Genomic DNA, 19,214 nt, shown 5'->3' with positions numbered 1-19,214 from the left:
ATCCCTCATGAATGAAACTTGCTTACTCCATCGCTGATAAACAACTTTCAGCCCTTAATATACATCAAAAATGAAAGCAGGTGCCCTTAAAGGACACCCGCTTTCACACTTATTTCGTAAACTGCGCCTCTTCTGTAGATCCTTTCAGCGCTGTTGTGGAAGATGTTCCGCCTGTAATCACTTGCGCTACTTCATCAAAGTAACCCGTTCCAACTTCACGTTGATGGCGCGTTGCAGAGTAGCCGTGCTCTTCTGCCGCAAATTCTGCTTGTTGCAGTTCAGAATACGCTGCCATGCCGCGCTCTTTGTAACCACGTGCGAGTTCAAACATACCGTAGTTTAGCGCATGGAATCCTGCTAGTGTTACGAATTGGAACTTGTATCCGTATGAAGCAATTTCTTTTTGGAAGGTTGCAATTGTTTTTTCATCTAGTTTTTGTTTCCAGTTAAAAGATGGTGAGCAGTTATACGCTAGTAATTTCCCTGGATATTTCTCATGAATCGCTTCCGCAAAACGCTTCGCATCTTCTAAATTCGGCTCAGATGTTTCACACCAAACAAGATCTGCATATGGCGCATACGCTAAACCGCGCGCAATTGCTTGATCAAGTCCTGCTTTTGTACGGTAGAAACCTTCTGGTGTTCTTTCTCCTGTAATAAATTCTTGATCAACTGGATCAATATCACTCGTAATTAAATCAGCAGCATCTGCATCTGTTCTTGCTACAATAATTGTCGGCACACCCATTACATCCGCAGCAAGTCTAGCAGAAATTAAATTACGCACCGCTGTTTGCGTTGGTAGTAATACTTTTCCGCCTAAATGTCCGCATTTCTTTTCTGAAGATAACTGGTCTTCAAAGTGTACGCCGGATGCACCTGCCTCAATCATACCTTTCATTAATTCAAACACGTTTAATTGCCCGCCAAATCCCGCTTCAGCATCCGCCACGATCGGTACAAAATAATCTGTATCACCGCTACCTTCCATATGCTGAATTTGATCCGCACGTTGCAGCGTTTGATTAATCCGTTTTACAACAGCTGGTACACTGTTCGCTGGATATAAACTTTGGTCTGGATACATGTGCCCGGATAAATTAGCATCCGCTGCCACTTGCCAACCGCTTAAATAAATTGCTTTTAATCCTGCTTTCACCTGCTGCATCGCTTGGTTTCCTGTTAACGCACCGAGCGCATTAATATAATCTTCTGTATGAAGCGATTGCCAAAGTTTCTCCGCCCCGCGGTGTGCTAATGTATGTTCAATATCAATTGACCCGCGAAGACGAATTACATCCTCAGCAGAATAAGGACGCGTTACCCCTTTCCAACGTTTATCTAACTCCCAGCTTTCTTGTAATTTTTGTACTCTTTCGTTTGTCATCTCTTCCATCCCCTTTTCTTTTTTATAAAATTTCATAACCCGGTAATGTTAAAAATGTTTCAAATTCATCATTACGCACCAAATTAGTAAAAAGCTTTGTTGCTTCTACGAATCTACCTTTCTCAAATGCCTCTTTGCCAATCTCCTGTTCTATTTTCGTTAGTTCTTCCGCCTTGAACTCTTCTACTAAAGCAAATGTAACCTTTCGTCCGTCATTTAGCTTTCCGCCTTCATGACGAATCCATTGCCACACTTGCGCCCTTGAAATTTCTGCCGTTGCTGCATCTTCCATCAAATTATAAATCGGTGCTGCCCCGCGGCCGCTTAACCAAGATGCAATATATTGAATACCGATGCTAATATTCATACGAAGTCCTTCTTCTGTAATCGTTCCTACTGGTACTTCTAACAAATCCTTTTCTGTTACATAAATTTCTTCACGTTTTCTAAAAATTTGATTCGGCGTTTTCATAACGTGATTAAACACTTCCATCGCAACCGGTACAAGTCCCGGATGGGCAACCCAAGTCCCATCATGGCCGTCTAAAGCCTCACGTTCTTTATCCATGCGAACCTTTTCAAAAGCAACCTCATTTGCTTCCGGATTATTTTTAATCGGAATTTGTGCTGCCATGCCGCCAATTGCTGGTGCATTCCGGCGATGGCACGTTTGAATTACTTTTAAAGAATACGCACGCATAAACGGAGCCGTCATCGTAACTTGCGCCCTATCTGGAAGTAGAAATTCATTATGATTACGAAAGCTTTTTAAGAAACTAAAAATATAATCCCATCGCCCGCAATTAAGCCCCGCTGAGTGATCACGGAGTTCATATAAAATTTCATCCATTTCAAAAGAAGCGTGGATTGTTTCTAATAACACTGTTGCTTTAATTGTTCCATTTGGAATCCCAATATATTTCTGCGCAAAAATAAACACATCATTCCACAATCGCGCTTCTAAATGGCTCTCCATTTTCGGTAAGTAAAAATATGGCCCGCTTCCTTTTTCTAATAACGTTTTTGCATTATGGAAAAAGTACAAACCAAAGTCAACAAGACTACCTGACATCTTTTCTCCATCAACTAGCATATGTTTTTCTTCTAAATGCCAGCCTCGCGGACGCACAATAAGGACAGCGGTTTTATCACCTAAACGATATTCCTTACCACTAGGATTCTTATATGAAATCGTTCCCTTCACTGCATCTCTTAAATTAATTTGGCCATCCATCGCATTATGCCACGTTGGTGAATTAGAATCTTCAAAGTCTGCCATAAAGAGATGTGCACCCGAATTTAAAGCATTAATCACCATCTTACGATCTACTGGACCTGTAATCTCCACACGACGATCTTCTAAATCTTTTGGAAGCGGAGCAATCGTCCAATCTCCAGCACGTATATGTGCTGTTTCTGGTAAAAAACTTGGAAACTCCCCTGCATCAATCCTTTTTTGCTTTTCCACACGTTTTTGTAACAACTCTTTACGGCGTGTATTAAAATTCTCATGCAGCTCTTTCAAAAAAGTGAGCGCTTCCGGTGTCAAAATTTCTCCATACGCCGGTAATACCTCTAGAGCGAGTGTAACCCGTGAAGTTTGCGTCGACATATTAGCATCTCCCTCTTCAACTGTTTTATAACAGATTTGATTTTATGTTTTATATTATATAACAAATTTTCGAAAAAGGAAGATTTTTTTGAAAATTTATCCTTTTTTCCATAACATCCATCTATTCAAAATCGGCACTTTTCTTACTAGTAAATGAGGTATCATCGTATTTTGCGGCATATTTAAAGCTCTCATCTGTTACCCTTTACTAAAACAAAACGAGCGTGATTGTTATATAACAATCACGCTCGTTTTATTGATTATGCTTTACTTTCACTTTCTTCTAATACTACTGTCTTTGTTTTGGATTTTTGAAAAGTAAGTACCATTCCAGCAAAAATGAGGATAATCCCTACTGTCTGCATGATAGTTGGACGAAACCCTGTAAATACTGTGTCTAATAGAATTGCTACACCCGGATCCAAAAAGACTAATACAGAAATGAGTCTTGTTGGTAAATCTCGTAAGCTATCAAAGAATAAATAGTAAACAAAACCAGTATGGATCAGTCCTGTTGCGGTAATCGCAATCCAGTTACTCTCTGTTAACCCTTGAAACGCTCCAAAGTCTACAAATGGTAGTAATAGAAATATCCCTAAAAAAGTTTGCAAAAATGTCATCGCATACGCACTGGTTTGTTTAATCCCTTTCCCTAACAAGGTGGTAAATGCATAAAATAATGCCGCAAGAAGTGCCCAAACCATCCCTGAAGACATCAGCTTTTCTATAGATACACTTCCATCTATACCCGCGACTAACACAGTGCCTACAAAACAAATCAAAATCGAAATAATAGACAGTACTGTTAATCTTTCCTTAAACACAACACTCCCAATCATTAATACGATAATGGGCGCAAGATGATATACAGAAATGGCAATCGTCACTGACATAACTTCAAAAGCTTTAAATAAGAATACCCAGTTAAAAACAAGAAATACACCGCAAGCTAGTATTTGCAGCACTTCTTTTTTATTCCACTTTTCTTCTTTAAATTGACCTGTCGCAATCCAGCATAATGTTAAGAAGATCGTGGCACAAATGCAACGAACAAACACCAATTCAAATGAAGGTAAATTTGTTTTCACTGAGAAAAATCCGATGGAACCGAAAATAGACATTGATACTATCATTTTTATTGCTGGTAATGATTTTGTTTGAAATAGTACATTTGTAGCACTTTTTTGAAACACTAAAAACAACCCCCATTAATCTGAAACACACATTCACGCGCGGAATTTCATAATCTTCTAAATTTTAAACCTACACGTAAGTCGTTTCTTATGAAGTAGCATTGGTAATACGTATTCCTCTTACCATATACAATATCATTTTACCAAATATGGCAACAATGGAAATAATAGAAATACTCGTTTTCCCTGTTATAGCTACCTTTATATTTTACCATATTTTACATGAAGATACTTTTTCCTAACAATCTATTTTGATTTTCTAATATACACATTACGGTCCTGCAAACAAAAAAGTTCTTTTCTCTATTATTTCGTGCAGCATAAGGCGTCTACAACACATGGACAGAGCCTGTTGTAGATTTAGAATTGACATGAAGTTAGATTAAAGTTAAACTGTCAGTAACACATTACTGTTAATGACAGTATAATGTTATTAACAGTGCATTGCTGTTATGATAACAAAACTATTTTTAACATTTCATTAAGGAGGTTAGATGTTTTATGAAACACACAGGAAGACATACAGGTGCATTTCTTTTGCTGTTTTTAACAGAGGGAGATAGCTATGGAGGGAAACTTCTGCAGAAATGTGAGGAAGAGCTTCCCATCAATCCAATTGATAGTGCCATCATATATCGTACACTTAAAAAATTAGAGGTAGAAGGTGCTGTTGAGTCTTATTTGGATACATCTGATCAAGATAAGCCGATAAAAATGTACAAAATTACTACAGTTGGAAAAGAAAAATTAGACGATTTTCAAATAGATATTGAAGAAAAAATTAAAAACTTATCATTTTTCTTAGACAAATATAAAGACTGGAAAGAATCGAATCATGATTAATGGCGCTCTCCTTTACTCTTTAGCCATTATTCTTGTCAGTATTTCTTTTGTAAAGGATCGAAATAAAACAAAAGAGGCTCTATTAAAGTCATGGAAAATGTTTCGTAATCTAATACCTTCCATGCTATCAATTATGCTTTTCGTTGGACTATCACTATCTATATTAACACCTTCCTTCATTTCTTCTATCATTGGAGAAAAATCTGGGTTCATCGGTATTATTTATTCAGCAATAATTGGCTCCGTTGCACTCATTCCAAGCTTTATTGTGTTTCCTCTTGGAAATACATTAGTCCAAAATGGTGCGGGACTTCCTCAAGTTGCGGCATTAATGTCTACATTAATGTCAGTAGGAATCACAACTTTACCGATGGAACAAAAAATATTTGGGCGAAGTTTTGCTTATTCTCGTAATGCATCTGCATTGTTAATGTCTCTCCTATTCTCGTATATTATTTGGGTGGTGATGGGATGAATGAATTAAGAAGATATCGTTTCTTTTTCATTTTACTACTCGGGCTCACTATATTGACTTTTATAAACCAATCGCTCGGATGGAGTGCATTTCAATTAACAGGAAAAAGCATTTTAGATATGCTTTTTCTACTGCCTCCTGTTTTAATATTCGTAGGGTTGCTTGACCAGTGGGTGAAGAAAGAAACATTAATTAAATATATGGGGAAAAAGTCTGGTATCTATGGCATCTTGTTTTCCCTATTATTAGGAGGAATTGCAGCCGGTCCCCTCTATGTTGCTTTTCCAATCGCAGCGCTTTTATTAAAAAAAGGAGCGAGCATACGATACATTGTATTTTTTCTAGGAGTTTGGACAACTGCAAAGTTACCAGTTATGGTGTATGAATTTGCTTCATTTGGAGCTAAATTTACACTCATTCACATTTGTTTTGGTCTATTATTTTTCTATTTAATGGGTATTATTTATGAGAAGTTTTATGACCAACGACAATTGTTGAAATATGATATAACAAAAGAAATATAGATCTTGAGGAATGATTTTTTAAGTCTCCCATCCTAGCCCCTTTTGAGTTTGATCAAAAAAACTTTATAAAGGAGCAGCGTCCCCGCTGCTCCTCATTTTCTTTCTTTCTCATACTGTTCAAACGCATGAATTCTTTCAAAAATTGGCGGATGTGTATACAAGAAAAACTTCACTAACGCCGGTGGATTCACTTGACTTAAACTTGTTTTCGATAAATACTGGAACGTCTTCACACCGGACTTTCCATCCTTTGTCATATCTAAAGCATACTGATCTGCCGCCCGTTCTTCTATACGTGATACATAGTTTGATAGTGGGCTTACTGCAAAAGATAACACAGAGGAAATAAGAAAAAATAATGGGATAATCGATAAACACGCCACCTTTGATAGGCGCAATGTATCACCCCATTTTCTGAGGCACATATTGATAATACGGCTAATTAAATACATCCCTACAAACGTCAACACAATATAACTCGCCACACCCCAATATATATGTTTCATCACGTAATGTCCCATTTCATGCGCCATAATAAATAAAATCTCTTTATCTTTTAACTGCTGGAGCGTTGTATTCCACAATACAATTCGAGAATTCAATCCAATGCCTGTTACATATGCGTTTAACGCGTTCGTTTTTTCAGACATGTTCACTTCATATACATGATTGGCTGGAATGTCTGCCTGATCAGCGAGTGATAAAATTTTCTCCTCTAACTCTTTATTTTGTAATGTAGAAAAATCATTGTATAACGGATCAATTACAACGGGCTGTACAAATGTTAAAAAAATTGTAAATGGTACAGATAACGCCCATCCCGCTAACCACCACCGCTTCGGAAATTTATGAATCAGCCCTAAAAGGACAGAGACGACGAGAAACATCATAATATAATTTACCCAAAAATCAATCACATGATCTTTTATCCAGCTCGCTGTGGATTGCGTTGAAATACCGTAATCAATTGAGATTTGATGCCCCATCCATTGCAGAGGTAATGTAAGAGCGGTTGTAAGCAATGATAAATAAAAGAGATAGATAGCAACTTGAATAACTCGTACTTTCGTCGTTTCTTTTGACCATTTTTCAAAGCGATTTGATACACCTAAAACAAGGACGAACAATAAAATAATCCATTCAAGAGGCGTTGCTAAAAAAAAGAGTAAATTTTTCACACGCGAATAATCTTGACTTAATGTAAGTTCCTTTGCATCCATAAATGTCTGTGGATCAGCACTCGTTCCTTTATACATATCTGGAATAATTTCATGATTCCATCCAAATAAATACCAATATATAAATAATGCAAAACCAACGTACAAAAAAAGTGACCACTTCACAACCTTCTTCACGGTATCTCCTCCTCTATGCTGCCTGTCTCTTATTATTGTAAGTTCGTTCCTTCTAAAATAGAACAAGCTAATACATCGAATTGTCATGCAATTTTCAATCCCTCCTCATGAATTTTCGGATTTTTCTTATAAAATAAAACTGGAAGGGAGAGGGAAAAATGAAAAAAATTTATATTACGTTTACATTAAGTTTAGTCATCGTAATTGGAATTGGAATTTACTATTTTACAGATTATCGTAAAGCTTCTGCTGAAATACCAAGTGGAATCGTTATGGAGGATGTAAATGGTACAACGCTATCTTTTGATCAATTACCAAAAAAGCTTAAACTTGTAGAATTTATATACACAAAATGCCCTGATATTTGTCCTGTTACTACATACAAAATGAAACATTTACGAGACGAATTAGAGAAAGAGAAACTGTTTGGAACAAAGGTTGAATTTATAACAATTACCATTGATCCTAAGTTCGACACAAAAGAAGTATTAACTACATATTCCAATACATTTGAAATGAAAAAAACAAAAGGATGGCACTTACTACGTGGTGATGAAGATGAAACAAAAAAACTAGCAGACACATTTAACTTTCAGTACCGCGATCCCGGAAGCGGACTCTATATTCATACTTCTAACTCCTATCTACTCGATGAAAATGATCGTTTAATTGAAGTGTTTGGTATGGGAGAACGTGGGTTTAACAGTAACAAAGTACTTGAGAAAATTAAAAATGCATTATAAAACCTCTTCATCATTCGAAGAGGTTTTTCACACATATTATTCTATATAAACTATGCTGCAAAAATTAAATACTATCTCTCTGTATGTTTCTTCGGCTCATATGTTGGAATAAGAAATGCACTCCCAATCCAACAAATAAGGCCGAAACCACTTAGATATTTTCCATATTCATAATCGTTTACATACACTTTCCCTACAATAATTAAGATAAATCCAAGTAAAACAACTGCATAGCCAACTTGTTTTTTCGACAACATAACTCAACATCCTTATTGAAAAATATTAATGAAAAAATTTAAGTCCCGAAAAGAAATGGAGCTATATTTCATAATTCCTTGTACAGCTAGAAGTATTATAAGACCAAGCACGCATATATAATTAATTCCATCTTCACTTCTTTTCTCAACTACAATTCCGCCCCCAATGCATAGTAGGCCTAGAAGATGAAGTGCTAAATAGACAAAAAAGTATGCTTCCTCCCAGCGAAACCCTACATTCACTGTCGTAATCACAATTAAACTCACCATGATCACATAAAACAATTTATTTGATCGAATCGTTTCATTCATAGAATCATATTCATTCCTTTCTATATAAATCTTGTTTGATTTTCCAGCATATAAATCACTCCTATGCATGGACGGATGCTCTCTCCGTTCTAAGAAAGGAGGCATCAATTTTTCAATTCTTTATATTCTGATTATTTAACGGGTAATACGTTTCCTATAACTCTCTCATTTTATTTGTATATACTACCGGCACCTCTTTATTTATATAACGGCGATTCATGAACAAAAAGATGAGTACAAAATTTAATCCAATGATAAAAATAATAAGTCCTGTAAAAAATGGAGTTTGATTAGAAAAATCCGCAAAGCTTATCATTTCTTCCTTGCTGAACATAAAAGATGTAATAAGTACAATTGCATTATTTAACATATGAATACTAATCGGCATCAGTAAGCTTTTCATACGAATGTATACAATTGATAGTACAATACTAAACATAACCGCACTGAGGAAATCAATGTGAAAACATCCGAAAAGAATCGCTACAATAACCATCGCTTTTCCCGTTCCCCATTTCGCCGCAAAGCGCTGAAATAGAAATCCCCTAAATATAAATTCACATACAATAGGAGCTACTAGTACGATTATGATAAATTGATAAATGTATCCCCCCGCACTCCCTATAATCGGTTCATGTAATATATTTATAATATAATCTGGTGTAATCCATACAAAGCTATACATATACAATACAAGATATCCATAACTAAAAAGGCATAGCATTCCCGTAATCATTAAAACTTGTAAAAAATTAAATGATTCTCTTCTATTCACAAATAAAGTAAATGGAACACGATGGCGCTTACATTGACAGCATAGCCAAAGTGATGGAATGATGTAGAGTACAAGTATGCTTACAAAAGAAGAAATTGATATATGAAATGTATTCTCTAGCAATTGTTTACTAACACGCTCAATCAAAACAAGTAGTGTAAATATAATTAAAAAATATCTGGCTCGCATCGTACAAAACGGATTCACAACCCTCTCCTCCCCTATGTTACATTTATCATATCATTCGAATCTTATTTTTAAGCAAAGAAAACCTTAAATTTTCCTTAAAAATTCCATAACTTACAAGAAAATGTTATGATATTCGATGAAAATAGGGGGCGATTCAAATTGTATACTGCAAATATTTTACTTGTTGATGATGAAACGGCAATTTTACAACTATTAACTACTATTCTACAAAAAGAAGGATTTTCTCATATTACAACTGCTACATCTGCAGAAGAAGCTTTACTATTCGTAGAACAAAATCGTTATGATTTAATGATTCTAGACGTCATGCTTCCTGGACAATCTGGTTTTGACATTTGTCCAATCATTCGTCAAAAAACAGATTGCCCAATTTTCTTCCTAACAGCAAAATCATCTGATTTAGATAAAGTATCTGGCTTCTTATACGGAGCAGACGACTATATTACAAAACCATTCAATCCACTAGAAGTTGTCGCTCGTATGAAAGCGCAACTTCGAAGACACATGAAACAAATATCACAACCTACGAAAGAAACACACTTTATTTCATTTGGAAGATTTCAAGTCGATAAACATGCAGCCGAATTACAAGTAGACGGAAAGGTTGTTGAATGTTCCGCTCAGCTCTTTCAACTACTACTTTTTTTCTGTGAACATCCGAATTACGTATTTTCAAAAGAAGAAATATACGAAAAAGTATGGGGGGCACCCGCCTATAATGGAGATGACAACACAGTTATGGTTCATATTCGAAAACTACGTGAAAAAATTGAGCTTGATCCAAGTAACCCACAATACATAAAAACCGTTCGCGGACTTGGCTATAAATTCATCGCAAAGTAGGTACCAACTATGAATTTAAGTAGAAGGATTATTATCCAATTTATTATACAGCATATTTTCGTTTTGTTTACTTTACTAATTGCAGTCATCATTGCCTTTGGCTATTTAGTTTATCTTTTCAATACGAGCCTTTATGAACCAAACGTTCCCGAACTTGATAACTTCACTATTTCTCAAAACGTTTCTTCAGAAAACGGGCGTATAACATTAAGTTCTGAGGTAAAAGAAATGATTGAGAAAAAAAATGATTGGCTTCAAATTGTTGATGAAAGCGGAAAGGTACTGTATGACTTTAATTCTCCTGAAGATGTTCCTGGTTCTTATACAAAAACATCCCTAGTTACTTATTTACAGCATGATATACAAAATCCTTACAAATTGACGTATTGGAACATTGAATTAGAGGAAAAAACAGCAATTATGATTTATGGCGGGAAGCTAAAAAGTAATACATTACTTCAAGAATTAAAACAAGAACACGGTTCACCATTATCAGCTGCATTTTCTTTAACAGAAAAAGAAAAGAAACAGCTTACCGCAGAAGGCGCTACGCTGCAAATATTTAACGCACAAGGAGAAGAGATTTTTGCTTATCCTGAAACAAAAAGAAAATCCTTTTCAGCCATTCAAGCTGTACTTTCTGAAAAAGAGCCTTGGAATCACAAAGAAAATGTCTCAAGTTTGTATAATCCAGAGGACCAAACCTTATTTACCATAACAGTAAAGAATGAATATTACTATCCATCTGATATGAATGAAGATATATTCGCAAAAAAATTCTTAATGGGATTTGGCGTTATTATTTTAATTGCGTTTGTCTACTTAGTTATTCTTTCTATTTGGTACGGAAGAAAATTTGGTAAACCGTTATTACATACAATGCGCTGGCTCAAAAATATCGCTGGTGGAACATACGAAGAACCAGTCAGTAAAAAAGGAAAAACAGTCCGTTTTCGGCGCTCGGGTAAAGAAAAGTGGTCATTCCGTCTTTTTAAAGATGTGACAAATGCTCTAGAGCACCTTTCTATTACACTCAAAAAAAATGAGTCCATACGACAAGTTATTCAACAAACACGAGAGGAATGGATTACTGGTCTCACTCATGATTTAAAAACACCGCTCAGTTCTATTTACGGGTATTCTCTATTACTAGAATCGAAACAATATAAATGGGACGATAAAGACATTCAAGAGTTTGGACGTGTCATGCGAGAAAAATCTCAATATATGACAACATTAATTGACGACTTAAGCTTAACGTATCAATTAAAAAACAATGCGATTCCCACTCACCATGTCGAGGTTGAGATTAATCAATTTGTCCAAAAAGTCTTATTACAATTTATTAACAACCCGACACTTCAAAATCAAAACATAGAATTTGTTCCTAGCTCTAGTAACATTCATTATTCTATTGAAGAAAAATGGTTCCAGCGTATCATTGAGAACTTATTAGCAAATGCAGTCAAACATAATAATGAAACTACCAATGTCATTGTAAGTCTTGGACAGAACAAACACACTTTCACACTTTCTATTTCTGATAATGGAAAAGGCATGGATGAACAAACGAAAGAACTTCTATTCGAAAGATATTACCGCGGTACAAATACGGAAGAAAATAATGCTGGAACAGGCCTTGGCTTAGCGATTACAAAACAACTTGTTCTCGCACATCACGGTACGATTTCTATTGAAAGTGAGCTTGGGAAAGGGACAACCATTAATATGGTATTTCCTTTCTCGCCTAATAACAAAAGAACTTCCTAGTCTAAAAGTCTAGGAAGTTCTTTTATATTTATTTAATACTGGTAAATGTTCTTTGAAGACTTACATCCTGAATCTAGTCAATAAGCCATAGATAATTCGAAATATAGTTGTTCCTTCCGAACATATTTTAGAAACTAGGAGGGGATGAAGATTGCGTTTCTATAGAAGAATTAAATATTATACGTCATCTTCCTCTAATCGTTTTTTTTGTAAATAGTGAACAAAAGAAAAAGGAATGAGAAAACAAACAAAAACCACACTGCCTACAAGTAGGGCTTGACTGTTATTACTGTGATCTGGACCGAATTTTGCTAGGAGTGCTAAAGCAGTACCAACCAATGCAGAAAGAATTACAATTCGGTAATAAGGACGGGGCTTTTTCTGTTCATTTGCATTATCATACACATCAAGGGAAATTTTGAGATTCAGCCAACTTAAAACAACCACAGTAAGCATAAATACTAACCATAATGGATTATCTCTAGCCTCCATAACCCCTTCTGTAATCGCCTCATAAAGTAAAATGACAAGTATCCCTATCGTTTGGACCATAAAGGCAATACGAATATTTTTCAAACTTTGCATTTGTAATCGTTCATCTTTAATTATCTTCATATATCTGCTCCTCCTCGCTAATCCAAAATATTTCATCCAACGTCTTATTCACTGCATAACAAATCTCCAAGCACAATTTTAGTGTAGGGTTATATGCACCTTTTTCAATCAAGCTAATGGTCTGCCGCGTGACGCCAACTTTCTGTGCCAGTTGTTGTTGCGTTAAGTCTACTTGAACACGAGCTATCTTTACTTTATTTCTCACCTATATTATCCCTCCTTAACCAAATTGTAACATATATATTACATAATTCAATATATATGTTACATAATAGACGCTAAAATTATCGCTATGTAATTTTATAATACGATTAACCTTAAATCTCATACAAAAAAGTTTCCTAGAATCTAGGAAACTTTCTTCTCTTCTTATTGTTGTTTCTTCTGCACTGGCAGCCAAATCTCAACTTGCGCAAACTCACTCTTATCTTCATGGCTACGCTCATCATATAACTCGAACTCTGTAACGCCCGCATGTTCATAGCCTGAGTGCGGGAACCATTCTGAAAAAATACTCTTCCATGTTTGTTGGAGAGACGATACCATGTCTTTATGAGGTACTTTTGGTGTTGTAAATACAGCATATGTTGCTTCTGGGAACGTACGCTGCGCTAATTCATTTGATACCCCATCAAAACCTGTAACTTCCATTCCAATAATATAAGTGAAGTCCCCTGCTTCTAAATTAAAATCCGTGCACATTCCAAGCTCTACATACTGATCTGTATGTTTACGGTTTGTAATGTTACTTGCAAGATTGTTTTGTAAATAACGATCCCAGAATACCGGAATATCTTTAAGGTTTTTTCCTTCTTTATTAGACGTCTTCATCTCATATCCAGCTACATGAAACGCTGGTTTTTTTTCAATACGAAATTCCATTTGTATTCCCCCTAAATATGGATTGAACTTTCGCTGCTTCACATTTGCTTTATAATACATCGGTGTCTTAATCCCTTGCTTTCGGTAGCTACTTGGCGTCATCTGAAACAACTTTTTAAAGGCTCGAATGAACGTTTCATGAGATTGAAAGCCATGTTCTAATGCGATATCAAGGATTTTTTCTTCCGTATGAGAAAGCTGATAAGCTGCCCGGGCTAGTCTCCTCTTACGAACATACTCCATGACAGTATCGCCTACTAGCGCTTGGAATACGCGATGAAAATGATATTCCGAGAACCCTGCAATACGAGCCAAATTACTTAATGTTTGTTTTTCCATTACATCTACTTCAATGTAATCAATTGCTTTTTGAATTTGTGTTTCATAGCTTTCCATCTCTGTTCACCCGCCTTATATGTATTATGATAAAAGAGAAGAGGATTCTTTTCTTGACGTTTCTTGCTTTTATTTTACAGAAATTTGTAACTTTTTCATATTACATTCGTTGTTATAAGTGAAGGGAGGAATTGGTTTGACCGTCCAAGTGGTTCTCGTCACTAAAAATGAAAACAACCATTCAAAGCTGAATGGTTGTTTCATTTTTATCTCAATTAAAAGTCACATCGACCTGAATGACTTCCGACCGGCTTCCAAGTCTAAGCGGCGGACCCCAAAATCCGAATCCTGAAGAAACAATCGCATGAAATGTTTCCTTTTGTAAATATCCCCAGTCTAGTTCATACATTCTTCTCGTAATCAAATGATTCGGTGCCATTTGTCCTCTATGCGTATGGCCCGATAATAATAAATCAACGCCAGATTCCGCTGCCTGTTTTAATTCAAACGGCTGATGATCCATCGCGATAACGGGAAGCGATTTATCTACAGTGCTCATTAGCGCTTCGAAACTTTGACGATCTCGCTCTGTTTTATCCCTTCTACCAACAAGATAAAAACTATCTTCAACTTTGATCACTTCATCTAACATGATATGGATATCAATTTTATCCATCTCTTGCAGAAACTCCGGAATTGCTCGTCCATAATATTCATGATTTCCAAGCACTCCATACACACCAAGAGGTGCCTGCATCTCTTTCATCACATGCCCCATGTTTTTCTTAATGAATTCTCCAGGATGATCATCGATAATATCTCCTGGTAACAAGATGATATCAGGCTTCATTTCATTTACATGGTGCACGAGTCTTTTCAAATGAGAAACACCTGACAACTTACCAAAATGCATATCAGAAGCCATTGCAATGCGAAGTGTTTTACGCTCCCTCGCTTCTTTTGGTATGTGAATCTCATACTTTCGAACAACCGGACTATACGCATTAAATGTTCCATAGCCAAAAATGAAAATAAACATACTAAGCGTAACAATCCCCGTCCACATAATGGCTGTATCTATCGGAACTGATAACTGCAGGATAAATACCGCTATATCAGCAAGTGGTAACAATATAAGAGCATATTGTATCACCGCAAACCAATAAGAACCAATCGTCCGTAAGAAAGGCATGAATTTGAAAACCTGGACAATTAAATACGCATACGAGAGCAACCCAACTACTGCAGCGTAATACCCCCAAGATTCCCAACCAAACATGGTTTGAAGCCAAACCCATCCGTTCCATCCAATGTAAAACATCAGTAATGTATATATAAGAAAAATAGTAACTATATTGAAATATCGACTAATCTTCACAATATGCCCCCTTTTCTATTTCTTTTATTATAACCTGCAATCTTTTCATACTGTGAATCATATGTACTGCCAAGGATTATAAAAATAAAAAAGCACGAAACAATTTGTCTAGTGCTGCTTATTTCCCTATATTTAAGATTGCAATTGTACTTTTATCTTTGTCTACAACTAACATTTATTTAACAATAAAAATATAATTATAATAAATAAAAATTTATTGTAAAACGATAAATGATATGGTAAATTCAAATTTACAATAAATAAGTGAGGTGCTTTTTATGAAACAAGTATCAACGCTCTTTTTAAAGATCGCTGTTATGCTTATTGGGATTCCAATTCTTGCTTTATGTATATTTAGCTTACCTTGGTTAGCTAATAATCCAGTAAATCCAGATTATGCTCATATACTATATCCCGTTTTAATCATTATGTATGTATCAGTGCTACCATTTTTCATTGCATTGTATCAGGCGTTCCGACTTCTAATTTACATTGACAAGAGCAAAGCTTTCTCGGAATTATCTGTCCGAGCTTTAAAAAATATCAAATACTGTGCAATCACAATCAGTGTCTTGTATGCGGTAGGCATGCCATTCTTTTATTTCATAGCGGAGATAGACGACGCCCCAGGTATCATATTAATTGGCTTAGTCGTTATTTTTGCTTCAATGGTAATTGCAGTGTTTGCTGCTGTTCTTCAAAAACTGTTAAAAGAAGCAATTGATATAAAATCGGAAAATGACTTAACGGTCTGAGGTGATGAACATGGCAATAATAATCAATATTGATGTGATGTTAGCTAAAAGGAAAATGAGCGTAACAGAGCTTTCAGAAAGGGTTGGAATAACAATGGCTAACCTTTCTATATTGAAAAATGGAAAGGCAAAAGCAATTAGATTTTCTACTTTAGAGGCTATTTGTAAAGCATTGGAATGCCAACCTGGAGACATTTTAGAATACAGAAATGACGAAGACAATCAAGATTAATAAAGTGAGGCACAAACCATGAGAACTCTAAAACAACTCGTTCATTTTGGCTGGGAGCAGGCCCTATCGTGCTTGTTTCCTGTCGTTATTTTTGCCTCTTTGGCTTTTACACAAATCATGCCACTTCCCTTCCTACCACGGTATGACTGGCTGCTCATCATCTGTCTTCTGATGCAGTGGTGGATGGTGCGTTCTGGGCTTGAAACACGTGATGAACTAAAGGTTATCACGTTGTTCCATCTTATTGGACTTGCTCTTGAACTTTTTAAGGTACATATGGGCTCCTGGTCTTATCCGGAGGAAGGCCATTTCAAAATTTTTGGAGTGCCTTTATATAGCGGATTCATGTATGCAAGTGTAGCGAGTTATCTTTGCCAGGCTTGGAGAAGATTGAAAGTTGAATTAGTTAAGTGGCCACCGTTTTTAGTAGTTGTCCCTCTTGCAACTGCGATTTATTTAAATTTTTTCATCCACCATTATTGGATTGACGTTCGTTGGTGGTTATCTGGACTTGTAATCATCGTTTTTTGGCAATCATGGGTCACATACGAAGTTGATGGAACTCGTTATCGTATGCCAATCGCACTTTCTTTTGTGCTCATCGGATTTTTTATATGGATAGCTGAAAATATCGCAACGTTCTTTGGAGCTTGGAAGTATCCAAACCAAACCGATGCATGGAATCTCGTTCATCTAGGAAAGGTGAGTTCATGGCTTTTATTAGTGATTGTTAGCTTTCTTATAGTAGCGACGTTAAAGCAAGTTAAGGAAAAAAACTCCACCCAGGTAGATACTAGTCAATTTTTATAACAGATAAGAACTCTCTTAAAAAAATCATATCCCTAGGACTTTTTAGTGTACAAAATTCCGAATCAGATACATTGGAAAAAGCCTTGGATAATATTGCAGAAATACATGTATTAAATTAGCTTGTAAAACTATTCCTTTAAACTATAAGGGGCTAATATTCAACAAAAAATACCGTAGTATGATTAAACAATTTCATACAAATTCCATCTACATTTAAAACTATAGAATCCATTTTGATTATTTTTTTCAAAATGGATTCTTTGAGTTTTCCATAAAATGCAGGTTTCTGCTTTATTTTTGATCATACTTTAGTCCGAAGCTACCGTATGTTAATTAAAAAACATTATACATTTAACGCCTTTTCCCTCAGCGCTCTTCTCAAGAGTTTACCTGTCGTATTCTTCGGCAACTCTTCCAAAAACTCTATACTCTTTGGCACCTTATATTTTGCAAGATGTAAAGAACAGTAATGCGTTAACTCTTCTTCTGTTACCGCACCATTCTTCAGAACAACATAGGCGCGCACTGCTTCTCCTAAGTTTTCATCTGGAACACCAATTGCGACAACTTCTGCAACTGCTTCGTGCTGGTATAATACTTCCTCTACTTCACGAGGATATACGTTATAACCACCTACAAGGACAATATCCTTTTTACGATCAACAATATAGATGTAGCCTTCGTCATCCATTCTTGCTAAGTCCCCTGTATACAGCCATCCATCACGAAGCGTTGCCGCTGTATCTTCTGGTGCATTATAATATCCCTTCATCACATTTGGACCGCGGACAATTAATTCACCAACTTCATCCACAGGCACTTCTTCTCCAAGCTCATTGACAATTTTATTTTCTACATGCCAAATATTCGTTCCAATTGAACCTGGTTTACGCGGACGATCTAGCGGATTAAAACAAGTAACTGGTGAAGCCTCTGATAATCCATATCCCTCTGAAACAATAACATTAAAGCGATTTTCAAAGTTTTTCAGAAGCGCAACAGGCATAGAAGCTCCACCCGAAATACAGAGACGAAGCGTCTTAACATCCTCTGCACTTGCTTCTTCATATAAATATAAATAATTGTACATCGTCGGTACTCCAGCAAAGATTGTTGGTTCATATGTACGACAAATACGAAATACTTCTTTCGGACTAAACTTCGGCAACATTAAAATCGTCGCACCGTTAACAATTGGAGCATTCACAGCTACCGTTAAACAAAATACATGGAACATTGGAAGCGCAGCAACAACGCGATCATCTGCAGTATATTGTAAATACGATGCTACATCGCTAGCATTACTATATAAATTTTTATGTGTTAACATAGCACCCTTTGGTTTTCCAGTTGTTCCTGAAGTGTACAAAATAACAGCTACATCTTCTTCATCTAGCTCCGGACCTTCATAGGATAGGTCACCGTTTCCTATAAGACTAGTAAACGTTTTCATTTTTTCGGTTTCTGTATGATTGAAATCTGTTGAGGTTTCACATATGATGATATGTTCAAGAGAAGGAAGTCTTGTTGTAAGAGATTGTATAACAGGTAGAAGAACGTCGAGTGTGATGATTGTTTTTACATCTCCATTTTGTAAAATATAATGCATTTCGTCTGCTGTATAAATTGGGTTAATTGGAATGACAGTTGCTCCGGCTTTCATCGTCCCATATAAACCAACTAAAAAATGCGGTGAATTACCAACAATTAATGCGACATTGTCCCCTTTTCCAATGCCCATTTTTGCTAAACTACCAGAAAACTTCGTGACCGTTTTGTTTAATTGGTCATACGAGACCGACTGATCCATAAATATATACGCCGGTTTCTCCCCTTCCTTTTTTGCTGTTTCAGCCAAAGATTGAACGAGATTCACATAAACCCCACCTTTATAAAATTTAGAAAAT

21 protein-coding genes are annotated in these 19,214 nt (G+C 36.0%); 9 read left to right on the top strand and 12 right to left on the bottom strand.

The genetic code is table 11. The features are described from left to right. Positions 1-109 precede the first annotated feature (109 nt). From aceA to QRY57_RS07300, 3 genes are all read right to left on the bottom strand, one after another. Positions 110-1,387, bottom strand: a complete 1,278-nt coding sequence (aceA, locus tag QRY57_RS07310; protein WP_286017083.1) for an isocitrate lyase — start codon at positions 1,385-1,387, stop codon at positions 110-112. Positions 1,388-1,409: 22 nt separating this feature from the next. Continuing rightward, a complete protein-coding gene (aceB, locus tag QRY57_RS07305) occupies positions 1,410-2,999 on the bottom strand; it encodes a malate synthase A (RefSeq protein ID WP_286017082.1) in 1,590 nt (529 codons plus the stop codon). Between the two features lie 260 nt (positions 3,000-3,259). Continuing rightward, positions 3,260-4,192 carry a DMT family transporter gene (locus tag QRY57_RS07300; protein ID WP_026590507.1) on the bottom strand — a complete coding sequence of 311 codons (933 nt, stop codon included), beginning with the start codon at positions 4,190-4,192 and terminating at the stop codon, positions 3,260-3,262. A gap of 501 nt (positions 4,193-4,693) precedes the next feature. Between QRY57_RS07300 and QRY57_RS07295 the strand changes: the two genes are divergently transcribed. The 3 genes from QRY57_RS07295 to QRY57_RS07285 are packed head-to-tail and all read left to right on the top strand — an operon-like array spanning position 4,694 to position 6,034. Next, positions 4,694-5,035, top strand: coding sequence for a PadR family transcriptional regulator (locus QRY57_RS07295; RefSeq protein ID WP_026590508.1), 342 nt, complete (start codon positions 4,694-4,696; stop codon positions 5,033-5,035). Next, positions 5,028-5,510: a hypothetical protein gene (locus QRY57_RS07290; protein ID WP_286017081.1), complete on the top strand. Its 483-nt coding sequence runs from the start codon at positions 5,028-5,030 to the stop codon at positions 5,508-5,510. Before QRY57_RS07295 ends, QRY57_RS07290 begins: the two co-directional genes overlap by 8 nt. Continuing rightward, the gene (locus QRY57_RS07285; RefSeq protein ID WP_139265588.1) at positions 5,507-6,034 is read left to right on the top strand and encodes a permease; all 528 of its coding nucleotides are present in this window, start codon (positions 5,507-5,509) and stop codon (positions 6,032-6,034) included. The genes QRY57_RS07290 and QRY57_RS07285 overlap by 4 nt, the downstream gene beginning before the upstream one ends. 92 nt (positions 6,035-6,126) lie before the next feature. On the opposite strand, the gene QRY57_RS07280 is transcribed toward QRY57_RS07285, so the two are convergent. Further along, on the bottom strand, positions 6,127-7,389 hold the full coding sequence (locus tag QRY57_RS07280; protein WP_286017080.1) for a M48 family metallopeptidase: 1,263 nt from the start codon (positions 7,387-7,389) through the stop codon (positions 6,127-6,129). 158 nt (positions 7,390-7,547) lie between these two features. Here QRY57_RS07280 and QRY57_RS07275 point away from each other — a divergent pair, with 158 nt between their 5' ends. Further along, complete coding sequence (locus tag QRY57_RS07275) at positions 7,548-8,132, top strand: SCO family protein (RefSeq protein ID WP_026590517.1); 585 nt, start codon at positions 7,548-7,550, stop codon at positions 8,130-8,132. A 71-nt stretch (positions 8,133-8,203) separates the two neighbouring features. Here QRY57_RS07275 and QRY57_RS07270 read toward each other — a convergent pair whose 3' ends face one another. The 3 genes from QRY57_RS07270 to QRY57_RS07260 all read right to left on the bottom strand — a co-directional run bounded on the left by QRY57_RS07270 (position 8,204) and on the right by QRY57_RS07260 (position 9,683). After that, the gene (locus QRY57_RS07270; protein ID WP_090693431.1) at positions 8,204-8,389 is read right to left on the bottom strand and encodes a hypothetical protein; all 186 of its coding nucleotides are present in this window, start codon (positions 8,387-8,389) and stop codon (positions 8,204-8,206) included. Between the two features lie 12 nt (positions 8,390-8,401). Then, positions 8,402-8,701, bottom strand: coding sequence for a hypothetical protein (locus tag QRY57_RS07265; protein ID WP_026590519.1), 300 nt, complete (start codon positions 8,699-8,701; stop codon positions 8,402-8,404). A gap of 154 nt (positions 8,702-8,855) precedes the next feature. Further along, positions 8,856-9,683 (bottom strand): CPBP family intramembrane glutamic endopeptidase, encoded by an 828-nt coding sequence (locus tag QRY57_RS07260; RefSeq protein ID WP_286017079.1) that lies wholly within the window; start codon positions 9,681-9,683, stop codon positions 8,856-8,858. Positions 9,684-9,824: 141 nt separating this feature from the next. Here QRY57_RS07260 and QRY57_RS07255 point away from each other — a divergent pair, with 141 nt between their 5' ends. Together QRY57_RS07255 and QRY57_RS07250 are read left to right on the top strand one after the other, a co-directional pair. After that, a complete protein-coding gene (locus tag QRY57_RS07255; RefSeq protein WP_026590521.1) occupies positions 9,825-10,529 on the top strand; it encodes a response regulator transcription factor in 705 nt (234 codons plus the stop codon). A gap of 9 nt (positions 10,530-10,538) precedes the next feature. Then, positions 10,539-12,299 (top strand): sensor histidine kinase, encoded by a 1,761-nt coding sequence (locus tag QRY57_RS07250; protein WP_286017078.1) that lies wholly within the window; start codon positions 10,539-10,541, stop codon positions 12,297-12,299. 177 nt (positions 12,300-12,476) lie between these two features. Here the strand turns inward: QRY57_RS07250 and QRY57_RS07245 are convergent, their stop codons facing one another. The 4 genes from QRY57_RS07245 to QRY57_RS07230 all read right to left on the bottom strand — a co-directional run bounded on the left by QRY57_RS07245 (position 12,477) and on the right by QRY57_RS07230 (position 15,510). After that, entirely contained in the window at positions 12,477-12,914 is a 438-nt protein-coding gene (locus QRY57_RS07245; RefSeq protein WP_286017077.1) for a hypothetical protein, read from the bottom strand. Further along, entirely contained in the window at positions 12,901-13,119 is a 219-nt protein-coding gene (locus QRY57_RS07240) for a helix-turn-helix transcriptional regulator (RefSeq protein ID WP_026590524.1), read from the bottom strand. Before QRY57_RS07240 ends, QRY57_RS07245 begins: the two co-directional genes overlap by 14 nt. A gap of 164 nt (positions 13,120-13,283) precedes the next feature. Then, positions 13,284-14,192, bottom strand: coding sequence for an AraC family transcriptional regulator (locus QRY57_RS07235; protein WP_286017076.1), 909 nt, complete (start codon positions 14,190-14,192; stop codon positions 13,284-13,286). Between the two features lie 211 nt (positions 14,193-14,403). Continuing rightward, a complete protein-coding gene (locus QRY57_RS07230; protein WP_090693450.1) occupies positions 14,404-15,510 on the bottom strand; it encodes a metallophosphoesterase in 1,107 nt (368 codons plus the stop codon). Positions 15,511-15,788: 278 nt separating this feature from the next. On the opposite strand from QRY57_RS07230, the gene QRY57_RS07225 reads away from it, so the two are divergent. Genes QRY57_RS07225 through QRY57_RS07215 form a run of 3 tightly spaced genes read left to right on the top strand, consistent with a single transcriptional unit; the run spans position 15,789 to position 17,307 of the window. Then, positions 15,789-16,265, top strand: coding sequence for a DUF2975 domain-containing protein (locus tag QRY57_RS07225; RefSeq protein WP_026590529.1), 477 nt, complete (start codon positions 15,789-15,791; stop codon positions 16,263-16,265). 10 nt (positions 16,266-16,275) lie between these two features. Beyond that, a complete protein-coding gene (locus QRY57_RS07220) occupies positions 16,276-16,497 on the top strand; it encodes a helix-turn-helix domain-containing protein (protein ID WP_207994338.1) in 222 nt (73 codons plus the stop codon). 18 nt (positions 16,498-16,515) lie between these two features. Beyond that, positions 16,516-17,307, top strand: coding sequence for a DUF817 domain-containing protein (locus QRY57_RS07215; protein ID WP_286017075.1), 792 nt, complete (start codon positions 16,516-16,518; stop codon positions 17,305-17,307). Between the two features lie 343 nt (positions 17,308-17,650). Here the strand turns inward: QRY57_RS07215 and QRY57_RS07210 are convergent, their stop codons facing one another. After that, entirely contained in the window at positions 17,651-19,183 is a 1,533-nt protein-coding gene (locus tag QRY57_RS07210; protein WP_286017074.1) for a fatty acid--CoA ligase family protein, read from the bottom strand. Positions 19,184-19,214 lie beyond the last annotated feature (31 nt).

This window comes from Bacillus arachidis, assembly GCF_030285945.1.
Lineage (GTDB): Bacteria > Bacillota > Bacilli > Bacillales > Bacillaceae_G > Bacillus_A > Bacillus_A arachidis.
Note: the sequence above shows the minus strand (reverse complement) of the source record. Positions and strands in the feature narration are given on the sequence as shown.